A 15,309-nucleotide genomic window follows, 5' to 3' on the forward strand; every position below is an offset into this window, starting at 1 on the left:
TCGAGCGGGCGGCTTTCCGAATGGCTGCCGACGCAGGCCAGCACATTATATTCGACCCCGTGGCGTTGCAGCCGTTCCAGTGCGGCCATCACCAGATGGTGCGACGGTGCGCCCGAACGATAGCGGCGGACGCTGTCGTGAATGTCGGCCGGACCGTCGAGGCTGAGGCCGACCAGAAACCCGTTACCGGCCAGAAACGCCGCCCATTCCTCGTCGATCAGCACGCCGTTGGTCTGGAAGCTGTTGCTGATACGCCGATGCGCCCCGTGCTTCTGCTGCAAGGCCAGCGCGCGGCGATAGAAGTCCAGCCCCAGCAGGGTTGGTTCTCCTCCCTGCCAGGCGAACAGCACCGGATCCTGGGCCGGCGTAGAGGCGATGGTGTTGCGGACATAGGCTTCCAGCACCTCGTCCGACATCCGCCGCTGCTTGCGCTGCGAATAAAGTGCGGCTTCTTTTTCGAGGTAGAAGCAATAGCTGCAATCGAGGTTGCAGGCAGGCCCGCTGGGCTTGGCCATCAGGTGAAAACCCGCGCGTGCAGGCGGCATTGCGAAGCCGCCGGTATGCCGGGTGCTGCTCATGCAGGGGGCGCCCATGCCTGTGCCAGCGGCGGCCCGATCCGCAGCAGATCGACCGCGCGGGAGGCGATCTGCGCCGTTACCTCGGCAAGGGTTTCCGGCCGCAGATAAAAGGCGGGCACCGGCGGCAGCAGGATCGCGCCCATTTCGGTGGCGGCAGTCATGTTGCGCAGGTGGGCAAGGGTCAGCGGCGCTTCACGCGGCAGCAGCACCAGCGGGCGGCGTTCCTTCAGTTGCACCGATGCCGCGCGAACCAGCAGATTGTCGTCGAGGCCGTGCGCGATCGCGGCAAGGCTGCGCATCGAACAGGGGGCGACGATCATCCCGGCGACCGGGCAGGAACCGGACGCGATCGCGGCCCCCATATCGCCGACATCGTGAACGCGGGCGGCCGTTGCGCACAGCGCATCGCGGGCGCCGGGGCCGATTTCCAGCGCCAGCGTCTTTTCCGCCGCCGCCGACAGCACCAGATCGATTTCGGCGCCCGCGCGTTGCAGGGCGCGCGCGCAATCCAGCGCCAGCGCCGCACCCGACGCGCCGGAAACGCCCAGCACCACGCGCGCCGTCATCGCAGCACCTTTTGCAGCAGTTCGGCCGCCCGTGCTTCGTGGGCCGGGTTCAGCGCCATCAGCCTCCCCCATTCGCGGCTGGTTTCCGCGCCGATCTTTGTAGTAGCGTCGATCCCCAGCTTGCCCGCCAGACCTTCGCGTGGGGAGGCAAAATCCAGATAGTCCATCGGGGTGTCCTGCACGATGGTGATGTCGCGCGACGGGTCCATGCGGGTGCTGATCGCCCACAGCACATCGTCCCAGTTGCGGGCGTCGATGTCGTCGTCCACCACGACGATCGTCTTGGTGTAGCTGAACTGGCTTTGCAGCCCCCACAGCGCCATCATCACGCGGCGCGCCTGGCCCGGATAGCGTTTGGCGATCCTGACCACGGCCATGCGGTAGGAACAGGCGGCGGGCGGCAGCCACAGGTCCAGCACCTCGGGGATCTGGGTGCGGATGACCGGCAGCGCCAGATCGTTGAACACTTCGCCGATCACCGATGGTTCGTCGGGCGGGCGGCCCGTCACCGTCGAGAGGTATAACGGGTCGCGCCTGCTGGTGATGCGGCTTACCTGCATCACCGGGAATGGTTCGGCGGCGTTGTAATAGCCGGTGTGGTCGCCGAACGGACCTTCGGGCGCCAGATCGTCGGGGTGGACCCAGCCTTCGATCAGGATTTCGGCGTTGGCAGGCACCATCATCGGCACGGTTTCGGCGCCGACGACTTCGGCGCGCGCGCCGCGCAGCACGCCGGAAAAGCTGAATTCCGACAGGTTTTCCGGCAAGGGCAGGGCGGCGGCCAGCAGGGTGGCGGGGTCGGCGCCAAGGGCTACCGCCACCGGCATCGGCTTTCCGGCCCTTGCCCAAGTCCGCGCGTGGGCGGCGCCGCCCCGATGCGCCAACCAGCGCAGGATCAGCCGGTCAGGCCCGATCACCTGGGCGCGATAGACACCCAGATTATAGGCCGAAAGATCCGACGCCGCCGACCCATAGGGCCGCGTGAACACGACCGGCCAGGTGATCAGCGGGCCGGCGTCTTCGGGCCATGGCGTCTGCACCGGCAGGGCATCAAGCGAGTCCAGCCGTTCCTGCCGGGCGGCGGCGCGGCGCACCAGCTTCGGCCTTGTGGCAAGCGCCGCCGACAGCATCGGCCAGCGCGACAGCGCATCGCGCATGCCGCCAACCGGTGCCGGGGCGCGCAGGCTTGCCAGAAACTCCCCGAATTCAGCGATGGATGAAAGTTGCAGCCCCATCCCGGCCGCGACCCGCGCCCTGGTTGCGAACAGGTTGGTGACGACCGGCATCCGGGCCGGGCTGCCATTGGCGTGTTGCGCGCAGTCGAACCTGAGGACCGGCCCTTCCGCCCGCAGCGCTGCAAGCTGAACCGCAGTCATTTCGTGGGCAAGGCTGACTGGTGCGGCAATTCGCGCCACATCGCCACGGGATTCCGCCCAGCCGAGAAACGAGCGCAGGTCTGCAAAGACGGGCAGTTGCCGCATGGCGGTCGCTCTAGCAGCGGCAATCGCGCCGCAGCTTGATCGGAATCAAAACGTCTGCGGGCATCGGGCCTATCGTCGCGCCGCTCGTGTCTTTCCTGTCGGTGGCTGCCTCCCATGCCTGCATTTCCTGTTTCGTTGCCGTCGTTCCTGCCCCGATTCCACCGACTGCCGCCTCCGCCCGGCCATGTGCTGCTGCTGGCGCCGCTGTCGGCTGTCTGTTCGCGGCTGGTGCGCTCGGTGCTGGCGCGCCACCCCGGTGTGCTGCACCGCATGGGAGAGGCGGGCGAAAGCCGCTTCCTGATCGATCTTGTCGATATGCCGCTGACGGTGTTGATCCAGCCGGGGCGCGGCAGCGCGCAAGTCATGTGGCGCATGGGCCGCCCCCCGGCCCACGACGCGGCGATTCGCGGCCGCCTGCCCGCTTTTCTGGCGATGCTCCACGCCGGAGAGGACGGCGACGCATTGTTCTTTTCCGGCGAACTGATGATCAGCGGCGACACGGCGGCCGTGCTGTCGCTGCGCAATGCGCTTGATGATGCCGAGCTCGACCTGACCGACGAAGTCGCCAGCCTGACCGGGCTGTTCGGGCCGCTGCTGCGGCGGTTCGGGCGGGTCGCGGAACGGCTAAGCGGCTACAGCCTGTCGCGCGCACAACCCTTGTCGTGGGAGGCTGCGCAACAGGGGATCGGCCAGCAGGGGGTAGCGCAATGATGGAACTGGTCTGTCCGGCGGGCACGCCTGCATCGCTGCGCGCCGCAGTCGAAGCCGGGGCGCACGCGATTTACTGCGGGTTTGCCGATGAAACCAACGCCCGCAACTTCCCCGGCCTGAACTTCAGCCGCGAGGAAATGGCGGCGGGCGTCGCCCATGCCCATGCGCGCGGCACCAGGCTGATGGTAGCGATCAACACCTTCCCGCGCGCGGGCGCCGCGCACATCTGGCACGCGGCGATCGCCGATGCGCATGCGGCGGGCGTCGATGCGGTGATCCTGGCCGATGTCGGTCTGCTGGCGCACGCTGCCGAGCGGCATCCGGGCCTGCGGCTTCATCTTTCGGTGCAGGCAGCGGCCGCCAACCCCGATGCGATCAACTTCTATGCCAGCACCTTCGGCGTGCGCCGCGTGGTGCTGCCGCGCGTGCTGTCGGTCGAGGAAATAGCCGCCATCAACCGCGAGATCGACGTGGAAACCGAAGTGTTCGTGTTCGGCGGCCTGTGCGTGATGGCGGAAGGGCGCTGCTCGTTGTCTTCCTATGCCACCGGCAAATCCCCCAACATGAACGGCGTCTGTTCGCCGGCAAGCCATGTCGCCTATGAAGATACCGGCACCGCACACGAGGCGCGGCTGGGCGGCTACCTGATCCACCGCACACCGAAGGGCGCGCCGGTTCCCTACCCGACGCTTTGCAAGGGGTGTTTCACCTCGGACGATGGCCGCGCCAGACCGCAGACGGGCCACATCTTCGAAGACCCGGTCAGCCTGGATGCAACCCGGCTGATCCCCGCATTGGCGCGCGCAGGCGTCAGCGCGCTGAAGATCGAGGGGCGCCAGCGCAGCCGCGCCTATGTGGCGCAGGTGGTGGGCGCATTCCGCGCCGCCGTCGAGGCGCAGGCAACCGGCGCGCCGATGCCGGAAGGCCTGCTGGCCCGGCTGACCGAAGGCCAGGCCGCAACCACCGGCGCCTACGCGAAAACCTGGAGGTAAGGATGGACCTGACCATCGGCCCGAACCCGTTCTTCTGGGCGGCAGACCGGGTGCGCGACTTTTACCGTGCCATGGCCGACGCCCCGGCCGAGCGGGTGGTGATCGGGGAATGGGTGTGCTCGAAGCGGCTTCCCTTCTGGCAGGGGGAAATCCCGGCTGCGGTCGAGGTGCTGCAGGCCGCCGGCAAGACGGTTGCCCTCTCGACGCTGGCGCTGATCACCCTCGTCCGCGAGCGGCGGCAGACCAACGATCTGGTGGATATGGGGCTTCCCGTCGAAGTGAACGACCTGACCGCCCTGAACCTGATCCCCGAAGGCACGCCGTTCTGGGTGGGCCCGATGGTGAACGTCTATAACGAGGGCACGCTGGAGTTTCTGGCCCGGCGCGGCGCGCGCCGCATCTGCCTGCCGCCGGAATTGCCGCTTCAATCGGTTGCCGTGCTGGCCCGCGCCGGGCGCGACGCCGGGGTAGAGGTAGAGGTGTGGGGCCATGGCCGCGCGCCGCTGGCGATTTCCGGCCGCTGCTATCATGCCCGCCTGCACGACCGTGCCAAGGACAACTGCCAGTTCGTCTGCGGCGAAGACCCGGATGGCCGTGCAGTCGACACGCTGGACGGGCAGGGCTTCCTGACGGTGAACGGCGTGCAGACGCTGGGCCGCACCGTCACCACGGTTGCCGGCCAGATCGACGAACTGCGCGCGGCCGGTGTGTCGTCGTTGCGGCTGTCGCCGCATGTCGGCGATTTTGCCGGCGTCGCGCACGCCTATGCATCGGCCATATCCGGCGCGCCCGACAGGCTGGCCGACGAGCTTGGGCGCCTGATGCCGGAAGCAAGCTTCTCCAACGGCTTTCTGGCGGGCCGGGCAGGCGTGGACATGGTCGTCCCCGCCTGACCGCGCACCGCCGGCCGATCTGGCGACGCTAGCGGATCGGGTGGATCGCGTGGAAGGCGACGCTGAGACGGTTCCAGGTGTTGATCATCGCGATCGACACCGACAGCTTCACCAGCTCGGCCTCGGTGAACTGGTCCAGCGCCTGCGCATAGAGCGCGTCCGGGACGCCCTGATCGGCCACCCGTGTCAGCGCCTCGGTCCAGGCAAAGGCGGTGCGTTCGCGCGCGCTGAACAGCGGCGATTCGCGCCACGCAGCCACCAGATACAGGCGCTGCTCGGTTTCGCCGTCGGCCCGCGCCTCGTGCGCGTGCATGTCGACACAGTAGGAACAGCCGTTGATCTGCGAAGCGCGCAGCTTGACGAGGTGAAGCAGGCTGCGCTCCAGCCCGCATTCCTCGACGGCGCGGTTGAGATCGAGGACGGCGCGCATCAGTTCGGGTGCGCGGGAATAATAGTCGAGCCTTGGCTTCACGGCGGGCTTCCTTCCGTGTGGCGGGCGCTGCCGCGCGCAACAGCCATGCATCCTGCCCACGACCGGAATGCACAGGGCCGGTGCCGATCGGACGCAACTGCCACAACCGGAAACGCGCAAGCGCATCCTCAGGTAGCGCGATCCGCCGAACAGGGAAACTGCCGGAATCGGAATTCGGGAAATATGGTGGGCTCGCCGGGATTCGAACCCGGGACCTACAGATTAAAAGTCCGTTGCTCTACCGACTGAGCTACGAGCCCACACCAGGATGCCGCCCCTTAAGGGCAGAGCCGCCGGTAATCAACAGGCCTTGGCTTGTGCAACCGCACCAGCATCTGCCGCACCGTTGTCCGCCGGGCGGGATGCCGCCAGTCGGGCCAGACTTCGGCGAAGGGTTGCAGCACGAAATCGCGCAGGTGCAGGCGCGGGTGCGGCACTTCCAGCCCCGCCACCCGAAGCTGCATGTCTCCGAACGCCAGCAGGTCGCAGTCCAGCACGCGCGCGCCCCAGCGTTTGCCGCGTCGGCGGCCGAACGCGCGCTCGTGCTGTTGCAGCAGGCGCAGCAGTTCTTCGGCGCTGCCCGGCCAGCGGGCTGTCACCACCGCATTGGCGTAGCGCCGCTTCGAGGGGCCAAGCGGCACGGTCTCGATGATGGTCGACACCTGCTCGATCGCAAGGCCCGATGCGCCAAGTGCGGCCACTGCCGCGCGCAACACGGCTGCCGGGCGCCCGTGCCGTCCGTGCGGAACGTTGCCGCCCAGCGCGATCGCGACCGGGGTGCCGGCGGCCAGCGGCTGGTCCAGCGTCAGATGTCCTCCGCCAGACGGCCATAGAGGTTCGGCCTGCGGTCGCGGAAAAAGCCGAATGCGGCCCGGTGCCGGGCGATTTCAGCCAGATCGAAGCCTGCGGTGATCACGCCTTCGCTGCCGGTGTCCATTTCGGCCACCATGTCGCCGCGCTGGCTGGCGATGAAGCTGTTGCCATAGAAATGCTGCTCGCCGCCACCCGGCACGGCTTCCGTGCCGACCCGGTTCGCTGCCACCACCGGCACCACGTTGGAAACCGCATGCCCGACCATCGCCCGCACCCACAGGCGCCTTGTATCGAGATCCGGGTCGTGCGGTTCGTTGCCGATCGCCGTCGGGAACATCAGCACGTCGGCGCCCATCAGCATCAGCGTGCGTGCGGTTTCCGGATACCATTGGTCCCAGCAGATACCGAGGCCGACCACGCCATGCGGCGTCGGCCACACGCGAAAGCCGGTGTTGCCGGGCCGGAAATAGAATTTTTCCTGATAGCCGGGGCCATCGGGGATGTGGCTTTTGCGATAGACGCCCGCCACCATGCCGTCCTCGCCGACGAAAGCCATGCTGTTGTAGTAATGCTGGCCGTCGCGCTCGAAGAAGCTGGTCGGGATGGAAATGCGGTGCTTGCGCGCGACTTCGCGGGCCGCCTCGACGGCCGGGTGGCTGGAAACCGGGGCGGCAGTCGCGAACAGTCCTTCATCCTGCCTGACACAGAAATAATGCCCCTCGAACAGTTCGGGCGGCAGCACGATCTTCGCCCCGCGCGCGGCGGCTTCGCCGATCAGGTGCATCGCCCTGGCGATATCGTCGTCGCGCTTGCCCGACATTGCCATCTGCACTGCGCCAACGTGAAGCATCATGATCCTTTCGGCACCTGCTGGGTGATGCAGTGAAAGCTGCCGCCGCCGGTCAGGATATGGTTGGCGGCAAGGCCCGTCACCAGATGGCGCGGGAAGCAGCGCCGGATCGCGGCGACCGCCGCTGCGTCGCTGTCGCCGCCATAGAGCGGCACCACGACCTGCCCGTTGGCGACGATCCAGTTCATGTGGCTTGCGGGAACGATGTCTCCGTCAGGGGCATGGAGGCCGACAGACGGCACCCTGACCACCACCAGCCCGGCGGCCCCTGCGCGTTTTGCCGCGTCGTCGAAGATGGCGGCGTTCGGATCGTCGGCGCCATGCGCTTCCGGCACGGCCACCGTGCCGGGTGCAACGAAACGCGCCAGATTGTCGACATGGCCGTCGGTGTGGTCGTTCAGCAGGCCCTCGCCCAGCCACACCACGCGGCGCGCGCCAAGGCTGCGTTGCAGCAGGTGTTCGGCGTCGGCTCTGGTCCAGCCGGGGTTGCGATTGGGGTTCAGCAGGCACTGTTCGGTGGTCAGTACAAGGCCTGCGCCATCATATTCGATGGCGCCGCCTTCCAGAATGGCATCCACCGCGTCGACTGCGGCCGACACCAGCCCGGCCATGTGTGCGCCCACCGTGTCATCTCCGGGAAGGCTGTATTTGCCGCCCCAGCCGTTGAAGCGGAACCGCACCGCAGTTTCCGGCCCGGTAAAGACAGGGCCGGTATCGCGCAGCCAGATGTCTCCGAATGCGATGTCGTGGATGTCGGCGCTGGCGCCCACCGCTTCGCGCGCGGCAGCGACTGCCTCGGTGCCGTTCGCCAGCAGAATCACCCGCACGCTGGTTGCAAGCTGGCGCACCATTGCCGCCACTTCGGCCCGTGCCGGCGCCAGATCATCGAGCCAGAGGTCGGCGGCTGATGGAAATGCGGTGAACAGCGCCGCCTGCGGCGCCCATTCGGCTGGTGCGATCCTGCTCATCGCCGCTCCCTATCGCTGTTGCCCTTGAAGTTCCACCTCTCGCTGCCGATCTTCGCCGACGAGAGCGGGAACTCTATCGCACAGGAACAGCTACAGATGTTGAATATCCTCTCGCTGCTGATCGGGATCGTTGCCGGCGTCGTCGCCATTTTCGGGCTGGTGCCCTTTCTTGGCTGGGCGAACTGGTTTCTGCTTCCGGTCGCGGGATTCGGTCTTGTCCTCGGCCTGATTTCGGCGCGCAAGGAAGGCCAGATTCTGAACCTCGTGGTGATTGCGATTGCGCTGGTGCGCCTGTCGATCGGTGGCGGCCTGATCTGAACGCAGCCGCCCGTCAGCCGTCGGAAGCCTGCCCCTTGAAGCCCGTGGCCACGAGGTAGGTTTCCGACGAATCCTTGCGGCTGGCCGGTGGCTTTGCGTGCTTCACGCTGGCGAAACGCCGCTTCAGTTCGGCGACGAGCGAGCCTTCGGCGCCGCCGCCCAGCACCTTGGCGACGAAGCTGCCGCCGGGGCGCAGCACGTCTGCGGCAAAGGCGGCTGCGGCCTCGACCAGCGCCATCGTGCGCAGGTGGTCGGTCTGCGGGTGGCCGACGGTGTTGGCCGCCATGTCCGACATCACCAGATCGGCCTGCCCGCCCAGCAGGGCGATCAGCTTTGCATCCATGCCTTCCGCCAGAAAGTCGCCCTGCACGAATTCGAACCCTGCGATCGGCTCCACCTCCAGCAGGTCGATGCCGACGATTCGCGCCTTTGGCCGCCGCTTCAGGGCTACCTGTGTCCAGCTTCCGGGGGCGGCGCCCAGGTCGACGATGCGGTCTGCGCCGGACAGCAGATGGAAGCGGTCGTCCAGCTCGATCAGCTTGAACGCGGCGCGCGCCCGCCAGCCTTCCAGATGCGCGCGTTTCACATAGGGGTCGTTCAGTTGCCGTTCCAGCCAGCGGGCCGAACTGGTCGAGCGGCCGCGCCGGTTCTTCAGGCGGGTCCGCCCGCCCAGCGAACGCCCGCCGCCACGGGTGGTGGTGCCGTTGCTCATGGGCGGGCGGCCGCCGCTGCGTCTGCGCGCGCGATCATGCCGCGCAATATGCCTTCGCGAATGCCGCGATCGGCAACGCGCACGTGCGAAGTGGAACCAAGGTCGATCAATGCCTCCAGAATGGCGGCGCCCGCCACCACGAGATCCGCGCGATCGGCGCCGACGCCCGGAATGGCGGCACGCTCGCGCGGCGACTTTACCGCCAGATCATGGCTAAGCGCCACCAGTTCCGATGCGGACGCGAAGGAACCATCGACGCGGCGTCGGTCATAGTGGGCAAGCCCCATGTTCAGGCTGGCAAGGGTGGTGACGGTGCCTGACGCGCCAAGCAACTGCACTTCGCCGCTCAGGCGCCCGGCAAGCGGCGCCAGATGCTCGGCGACGCGGGCCTTCATCCGGCGATAGGCATCGAGGCGCGCGTTCGGGCATCCGGCGTCGGCCGGTTCGGTTTCGCCCAGAGAAACGACGCCCCACGGCACGCTTACCCATTCCTTCATCCTGAGGCCCGGCATGCGGTTACGGCCGCCGTTCACCTTTTCCAGCAGCACCACTTCGGTCGAGCCGCCGCCGATGTCGAACACCAGCGTTCGCCGCGCCTTGCGGTCGATCAGGGTCTGGCAGCCAAGCACGGCAAGACGGGCTTCCTCGGCGGGGGTGATGACATCGAGCGCAAGGCCGGTTTCGGCATAGACCCGGCGGACGAACTCGGCGCCGTTGCCGGCCTGCCGGCAGGCTTCGGTGGCGACGCTTCGCACCTGCGTCACGCCGCGCCGGGCCAGCTTGTCGGCGCAGGCGGAAAGCGCGGCAACGGTGCGGTCCATCGCAGCGTCGGAAAGCCGCCCGGTCTGCATCAGCCCTTCGCCCAGACGGACAATGCGCGAAAAGGCGTCGATCACCTGAAATTCGCCGTCGTCGCCGTGGCTGCGGCGCGCAATCAGCAGCCGGCAATTGTTGGTGCCAAGGTCAAGCGCACCGAACACGCCCCTGCTGGCGCGGGTGCCGCGCAGAAACGGCTGGGCCGGATGTCGCAGGGGGGCTTCGTCCCGTTTCGGGGCGACAGCATCGGCAGGGGGGCCGGGTGGCCCTTCTTCCACACCGCCGGGCCGCACGGCATCGGCAGAATAGTCGTTCATCATGCATGTCCCGTCTCACCCGCAGGCGGTCGACGCCACGGGCACTTGGCCTGAAAACTAGCAGGACAGCCAAAATCCACAAGATAGCTGCGATTGTCCCGGATGCGGGCTTGTGCGGGCGCGCGGGCGCAGCTATAGGCCGCGCTCTCATGGCCTGAGCCCGCGCCAGACGCGACGGGGACGTAGCTCAGATGGGAGAGCGCAGCAATCGCACTGCTGAGGTCAGGGGTTCGATCCCCCTCGTCTCCACCAGGCCTTCAAAACCAGCACACCCCAGATATACCGATGCGCCGGATGGCGCCGACCGTTCGTGCGCTGACTAAAGTTTTGCTTTGCCCCCCTATGGGCAGGATCGTTTGATCGTTGCACCGTTGAACCCCGATTAGGCCGCCCGCATTCAATCTTCAAAGGGGCGCATCGAAACATGCAACGGACGATCCATCTTCTTCTTGGCGCGGCGGCGCTGGTGCAGCCATGGGCCGTGCTGGCGGCCACGCCAGACGCACCGGCCGCACCCGAGGCTTCGGCCGACGCCGCCGACGCTGCCGCCGTCAGCGGCTATGCCGACATCGTGGTCACGGCGCAGAAGCGCGAAACGCGGTTGCAGGAAACTCCGGCCAGCATCAGCGCCATTTCGGCACCGAGCCTTGAAAATGCGGCGATTCAGGGCCTGAACGACTTGACCCGCGTGGCGCCCGGACTGGTCGTCACCGATGCCGGGCCGGGGCAGCGGCGCGTTTCTTTGCGCGGTGTCCGTTCGTCGGGCGAACCGCAGGTCGCGATCTATTACGACGAGGCGCCGCTTGCCGGTGCGCCGGGCACCACCAGCGATTCCGGCGGCAACCAGGGCGATCTGGCGCTGTTCGACGTCGAGCGGGTCGAGGTTCTGAAAGGTCCGCAGGGCACGCTCTATGGCGCCAGTTCCATGGGCGGTGCGGTGCGCATCATCTATGCCAAGCCCGAGGATCGCCTTGCCGCGTCGGTCGATCTGATCGGTTCGACGACCGCGCACGCCGGCCTGAATTATCAGGCGAGCGCGATGGTGAACGTGCCGATCGCCGGCGAGGCGCTGGCGGTGCGCGGCGTCTTTTCCAAGCGCCGCAGCGCCGGATGGATCGATAACCCGGTCTTAGGGCAGGAAAAGCTGAACGGCGAGGACACCGAAGCGGCGCGGTTGCTGCTGCGGGCGGTGCCGGCCGACTGGCTGACCATCGACCTTGGCTTTCATTATTCCAACAATCGCGGCGCCAACCCGGTCTGGTCGCCCGAGCTTGGCAAATTTATTTCGCCGGGGCGGGTGAACCTCAATTTCCATGACCGCAACCGCCTGTACACAGGCACGGCGAACGCGGAACTCGGCTTTGCCCGGCTGGTGCTGACCGGCGCCTATCAGGACCGCGACAGCCTGTTCATCCGCGACCCCTGGTATCTGACGCAGCTTGCCCGCAACAATCCGGGCTTCTGCCGCCGCCACAGTCCGCCCGCCGTCTGCGCGACGCCCGCAGGGATGGCCGCCTTCAATGCCTATGTCGATTCGGTGTCTCCGGTTGGCTATGTGTCGCCGCAGACGATGAAGAACCGCACCATCGAGGCGCGGCTCCAGTCGGACGGCGACGACTGGATCAGTTGGACGGTCGGCGCCTACTGGTCGTATCGCACGTCGTGGGTCGGCTCGAACGGCATCCTGGCCGATGCGCGCGGCGATCTGCGCCACGATCAGCCGCTGGTCTATACCCGGCAGGTGCGCGACAAGCTGCGCCAGACGGCGGGCTTCGGCGAGGTTTCGGTCCGCCCCGTCGACGGGCTGACGATCACCGGCGGCATCCGTTACTATGATTACTGGCGCAGCGTCGCCGGTGACACCCAGAAGGGGTTCGACCTGATCAACTTCGCGGTCCAGCCCTGGACCGAGCGCGAAACCAGGGAAAACGGCCTGTTGTACAAGGCCAATGTGGCGTGGCAGGTCGATCGGCAGTTGCTGGTTTACGCACAGGCGGCATCGGGCTTCCGGCCGGGCGGGGCCAATCAGGTGCTGGGCCTGCCTTCCAGCTTCACCCCCTACGAATCCGACGAGCTGTGGACCTATGAGGCCGGGGCCAAGACGACGCTGCTGGATGGCGGCTTCCTGTTCAACATCGCAGGCTATGTCACCAACTGGCGCAACATGCAGGTGACGGGCACCAGCGGCACGTTCGCCTTCCTGACCAATGCCGGCAACACCCGCATTCGCGGCGTCGAAGTCGAGAGTGTGGCCGTGCCCATTCAGGGGTTGCAGTTCACCGCCAACCTGAATCTGCTTTCGGCGAAACTGACGACGGACCAGATCAACGATCTGGTGATCGCCAGCGGCCGCAAGGGTGACCGTATCCCGCAGATCCCGAACGTCAGCCTGGCGCTTTCGGGCCAGTATGAATGGGACATCGGCGGCCTGAAGGCGCTGGTGCGCGGCGACTTGAACTATGTCGGGCGCTCGTATGCCGACTTCCGGCCGACTTCCAGCGCCTATCGCCGCCTTGGCGACTATACGCTGGTCGGCGCGCGCGCGGGCATCAGCGGTGACAGGTGGGGCGCCTATCTGTTCGTCACCAACCTGTTCGATACCGTCGCCCGCACGACGGCCGGCAACATGATCGGCCTTCCGGTCGAGATCGTGACCACCGCACCGCCGCGCACCATCGGCATCAACCTGCGCTATTCGATCTGAGGAGGGCGACGTTGCGAACCCTGTTACACACGACCGCCCTGCTGCTGGCGGTCCTGCCGCTGCCGGCGTCGGCCCAGAATGTAGAGGCCCGGCAGACCATTGCTGATGCTGCGCCGGAAAAGGCGCGCGCCATCCTGCCGCTGGTCTCGGCGCTGGAGCCGCAACTGGCGTCGATGGCACGCGATGTCTGGGCGGCGGCCGAAGTAGGCTTCAAGGAAACCAGAAGCAGCGCCCGGTTGCAGCAGGAACTGAAGAAAGCGGGCTTCAAGGTTGAAGCAGGGGTGGCTGGAATGCCGACTGCCTTTGTCGCAACCGCAGGCACCGGCGGGCCGGTGATCGCGCTGCTGGCCGAGTTCGACGCGCTGCCCGGTCTGGCACAGGCGGCGGTGCCGCATGAAAGCCCGATCCCCGGCCAGATCGCCGGGCACGCCTGCGGCCACAACCTGCTGGGCGCGGCATCGGTGACGGCGGCGATCGCCCTTGCCGACTGGCTGCGCCGCAACGGCGTACAGGGGACAGTCCGCCTCTATGGAACGCCAGCCGAAGAAGGCGGCTTCGCCAAGGTCTATATGGTGCGCGACGGTCTGTTCCGCGACGTCGACGCCACCCTGTCGTGGCACCCCGGCGACCGCAATGGCGCGACGCCCGGCCGATCGCTGGCGCTGATTTCGGGGAAGTTCCGCTTTCATGGCCGTGCCTCGCACGCGGCCGTTGCGCCCGAACGCGGGCGCTCGGCGCTGGATGGGGTGGAGGTGATGAACGTCGCTGCGAACTTCCTGCGCGAGCATGTGCCATCCGACACCCGCATCCAGTATGTGATCACCAACGGCGGCGGCCAGCCCAACGTTGTTCCGGCCTTTGCCGAAAGCTTTTACTTCGTCCGCCACCACGACACCGCAGTGGTGAAGGACGTGTGGGCAAGGATCATCAAGGCCGCCGAAGGGGCGGCAACCGCCACGGGAACGACCGTCAGCTATGAGCTGATCTCGGGCACCTATGACACGCTGCCGAACCTGTCGTTGAACCGCATCGTCCACCGCAACCTGAAGGCGGCGGGGGGCTTCAGTTATTCGCCCGACGAACAGGCCTTCGCCCGCGACATCATCGCCAGCTACCCCGACAAGGGCGTGACGACGAGCGACCCGCAGGCGATCGAGCCGCTGGGCCCGGAACGCAAGGGCTATGCGTCGTCGGACGTCGGCGACGTGAGCTGGGTGACACCGACCGCTTCGCTGTCGACGGCGACCTTCGTGCGCGGCACTTCGGCGCATAGCTGGCAGGCCGCCGCCACCAGCGGCACCACCATCGGTGAAAAGGGCGCGCTGGTCGCGGCGCGCACGCTGGCGCTGACCGCTGCCGAACTGTTCCTGCGCCCCGGCGAAATCACCGCCGCCAAGGCCGAGTTCGACAAACGGCGCGGACCGGATTTCCGCTACGAGCCGCTGCTGGGCAACCGCAAGCCGGCACTCGATTACACCGACCGGGAGAAAGGCAAGCAATGACCGACTTTTCACGACGCGACTTTTCACGCGCATTGGGGCTGGGCGCCGGGCTGGTGGCCGCTGCATCGATGGCCAAGGCCGGGCAGGCGGCCGGGGCTGGGGCGGCTGCCGCGCCGGCGTCGGGCCTCGCGCTCGACCATATCGTCTGGGCGGTTCCCGATCTCGACAAGGGCATCCGCCAGATTGCCGACCTGACGGGGATCGAGCCGGTTTCCGGCGGCAAGGCGCCGGGCCGCGACCGGCCGCATAATGCGCTGCTCAGCCTTGGCGGCGGGGCGTATCTGGAAATCTTTTCACCGCTGAACGCCAACGCCGAGGGGCCGTGGAAGCAGGCGATCACCGACGGCGAGCCGCATATCGTCGGCTATGCGCTGCGTGTGACCGACCGCTTCGCCCGGCTGAAGGCCGATCTCGGCAGGAACGGCTATTCCTTCACCGGGCCGCGCGCCATGGGCCGGGTACGGCCGGATGGCGGCGCCGTCAAGTGGGAGCTTCTGCACGGCAAGGGCACGCCGTTCGACGGTGCGCTGCCCTTCTTCATCGACTGGCTGGGGTCGACGCCGCACCCTTCCGAAAGCTCTCCGAAGGGGGCGACGATCGAGTCGTTCACGGTGAC

General features: G+C 67.3%; 16 protein-coding genes and 2 tRNA genes. 8 read left to right on the plus strand and 10 right to left on the minus strand.

The window, feature by feature from the left end; translation table 11 throughout:
* The 3 genes from AC16JP_RS02780 to AC16JP_RS02790 all read right to left on the minus strand — a co-directional run.
* Window positions 1–578, minus strand: a 578-nt coding sequence (locus tag AC16JP_RS02780) for a radical SAM protein (protein WP_484339078.1), incomplete at its 3' end; no start/stop codon positions are given.
* On the minus strand, window positions 575–1,144 hold the full coding sequence (locus tag AC16JP_RS02785; protein WP_484339079.1) for a UbiX family flavin prenyltransferase: 570 nt from the start codon (window positions 1,142–1,144) through the stop codon (window positions 575–577). The genes AC16JP_RS02785 and AC16JP_RS02780, both read right to left, overlap by 4 nt.
* Window positions 1,141–2,625: a UbiD family decarboxylase gene (locus AC16JP_RS02790; RefSeq protein ID WP_484339080.1), complete on the minus strand. Its 1,485-nt coding sequence runs from the start codon at window positions 2,623–2,625 to the stop codon at window positions 1,141–1,143. The genes AC16JP_RS02785 and AC16JP_RS02790 overlap by 4 nt, the downstream gene beginning before the upstream one ends.
* Window positions 2,626–2,739: 114 nt before the next feature.
* On the opposite strand from AC16JP_RS02790, the gene ubiT reads away from it, so the two are divergent.
* Genes ubiT through ubiV form a run of 3 tightly spaced genes read left to right on the plus strand, consistent with a single transcriptional unit; the run spans window position 2,740 to window position 5,221 of the window.
* On the plus strand, window positions 2,740–3,336 hold the full coding sequence (gene ubiT / locus AC16JP_RS02795; RefSeq protein WP_484339081.1) for a ubiquinone anaerobic biosynthesis accessory factor UbiT: 597 nt from the start codon (window positions 2,740–2,742) through the stop codon (window positions 3,334–3,336).
* Complete coding sequence (gene ubiU / locus AC16JP_RS02800) at window positions 3,333–4,328, plus strand: ubiquinone anaerobic biosynthesis protein UbiU (RefSeq protein WP_484339082.1); 996 nt, start codon at window positions 3,333–3,335, stop codon at window positions 4,326–4,328. Before ubiT ends, ubiU begins: the two co-directional genes overlap by 4 nt.
* 2 nt (window positions 4,329–4,330) lie before the next feature.
* Complete coding sequence (ubiV, locus tag AC16JP_RS02805) at window positions 4,331–5,221, plus strand: ubiquinone anaerobic biosynthesis protein UbiV (protein ID WP_484339083.1); 891 nt, start codon at window positions 4,331–4,333, stop codon at window positions 5,219–5,221.
* Between the two features lie 28 nt (window positions 5,222–5,249).
* Here ubiV and AC16JP_RS02810 read toward each other — a convergent pair whose 3' ends face one another.
* The 5 genes from AC16JP_RS02810 to AC16JP_RS02830 all read right to left on the minus strand — a co-directional run bounded on the left by AC16JP_RS02810 (window position 5,250) and on the right by AC16JP_RS02830 (window position 8,324).
* Window positions 5,250–5,693, minus strand: coding sequence for a carboxymuconolactone decarboxylase family protein (locus tag AC16JP_RS02810; RefSeq protein ID WP_484339084.1), 444 nt, complete (start codon window positions 5,691–5,693; stop codon window positions 5,250–5,252).
* 184 nt (window positions 5,694–5,877) lie between these two features.
* Window positions 5,878–5,953 (minus strand) — tRNA-Lys (locus tag AC16JP_RS02815).
* 18 nt (window positions 5,954–5,971) lie between these two features.
* Window positions 5,972–6,502 (minus strand): 2-amino-4-hydroxy-6-hydroxymethyldihydropteridine diphosphokinase, encoded by a 531-nt coding sequence (gene folK / locus AC16JP_RS02820; RefSeq protein ID WP_484339092.1) that lies wholly within the window; start codon window positions 6,500–6,502, stop codon window positions 5,972–5,974.
* A complete protein-coding gene (gene aguB, locus AC16JP_RS02825; RefSeq protein ID WP_484339093.1) occupies window positions 6,499–7,362 on the minus strand; it encodes an N-carbamoylputrescine amidase in 864 nt (287 codons plus the stop codon). The genes folK and aguB overlap by 4 nt, the downstream gene beginning before the upstream one ends.
* Entirely contained in the window at window positions 7,356–8,324 is a 969-nt protein-coding gene (locus tag AC16JP_RS02830; RefSeq protein WP_484339085.1) for an agmatine deiminase family protein, read from the minus strand. Before AC16JP_RS02830 ends, aguB begins: the two co-directional genes overlap by 7 nt.
* A 96-nt stretch (window positions 8,325–8,420) precedes the next feature.
* Between AC16JP_RS02830 and AC16JP_RS02835 the strand changes: the two genes are divergently transcribed.
* Window positions 8,421–8,642 carry a hypothetical protein gene (locus tag AC16JP_RS02835; protein ID WP_484339086.1) on the plus strand — a complete coding sequence of 74 codons (222 nt, stop codon included), beginning with the start codon at window positions 8,421–8,423 and terminating at the stop codon, window positions 8,640–8,642.
* A gap of 13 nt (window positions 8,643–8,655) precedes the next feature.
* On the opposite strand, the gene AC16JP_RS02840 is transcribed toward AC16JP_RS02835, so the two are convergent.
* Together AC16JP_RS02840 and AC16JP_RS02845 are read right to left on the minus strand one after the other, a co-directional pair.
* Window positions 8,656–9,354 carry an RlmE family RNA methyltransferase gene (locus tag AC16JP_RS02840; protein WP_484339087.1) on the minus strand — a complete coding sequence of 233 codons (699 nt, stop codon included), beginning with the start codon at window positions 9,352–9,354 and terminating at the stop codon, window positions 8,656–8,658.
* Entirely contained in the window at window positions 9,351–10,487 is a 1,137-nt protein-coding gene (locus AC16JP_RS02845) for a Ppx/GppA phosphatase family protein (protein ID WP_484339088.1), read from the minus strand. The genes AC16JP_RS02840 and AC16JP_RS02845 overlap by 4 nt, the downstream gene beginning before the upstream one ends.
* Window positions 10,488–10,663: 176 nt before the next feature.
* Between AC16JP_RS02845 and AC16JP_RS02850 the strand changes: the two genes are divergently transcribed.
* The 4 genes from AC16JP_RS02850 to AC16JP_RS02865 all read left to right on the plus strand — a co-directional run.
* A tRNA-Ala gene (locus tag AC16JP_RS02850) sits at window positions 10,664–10,739 on the plus strand.
* 172 nt (window positions 10,740–10,911) lie between these two features.
* Window positions 10,912–13,191, plus strand: coding sequence for a TonB-dependent receptor (locus tag AC16JP_RS02855; protein WP_484339089.1), 2,280 nt, complete (start codon window positions 10,912–10,914; stop codon window positions 13,189–13,191).
* Window positions 13,192–13,202: 11 nt separating this feature from the next.
* Window positions 13,203–14,693, plus strand: a complete 1,491-nt coding sequence (locus tag AC16JP_RS02860) for an amidohydrolase (protein WP_484339090.1) — start codon at window positions 13,203–13,205, stop codon at window positions 14,691–14,693.
* A partial coding sequence (locus tag AC16JP_RS02865) for a VOC family protein (protein ID WP_484339091.1) occupies window positions 14,690–15,309 on the plus strand: 620 nt, incomplete at its 3' end. The genes AC16JP_RS02860 and AC16JP_RS02865, both read left to right, overlap by 4 nt.

Source organism: Sandaracinobacteroides sp., from assembly GCF_057137845.1.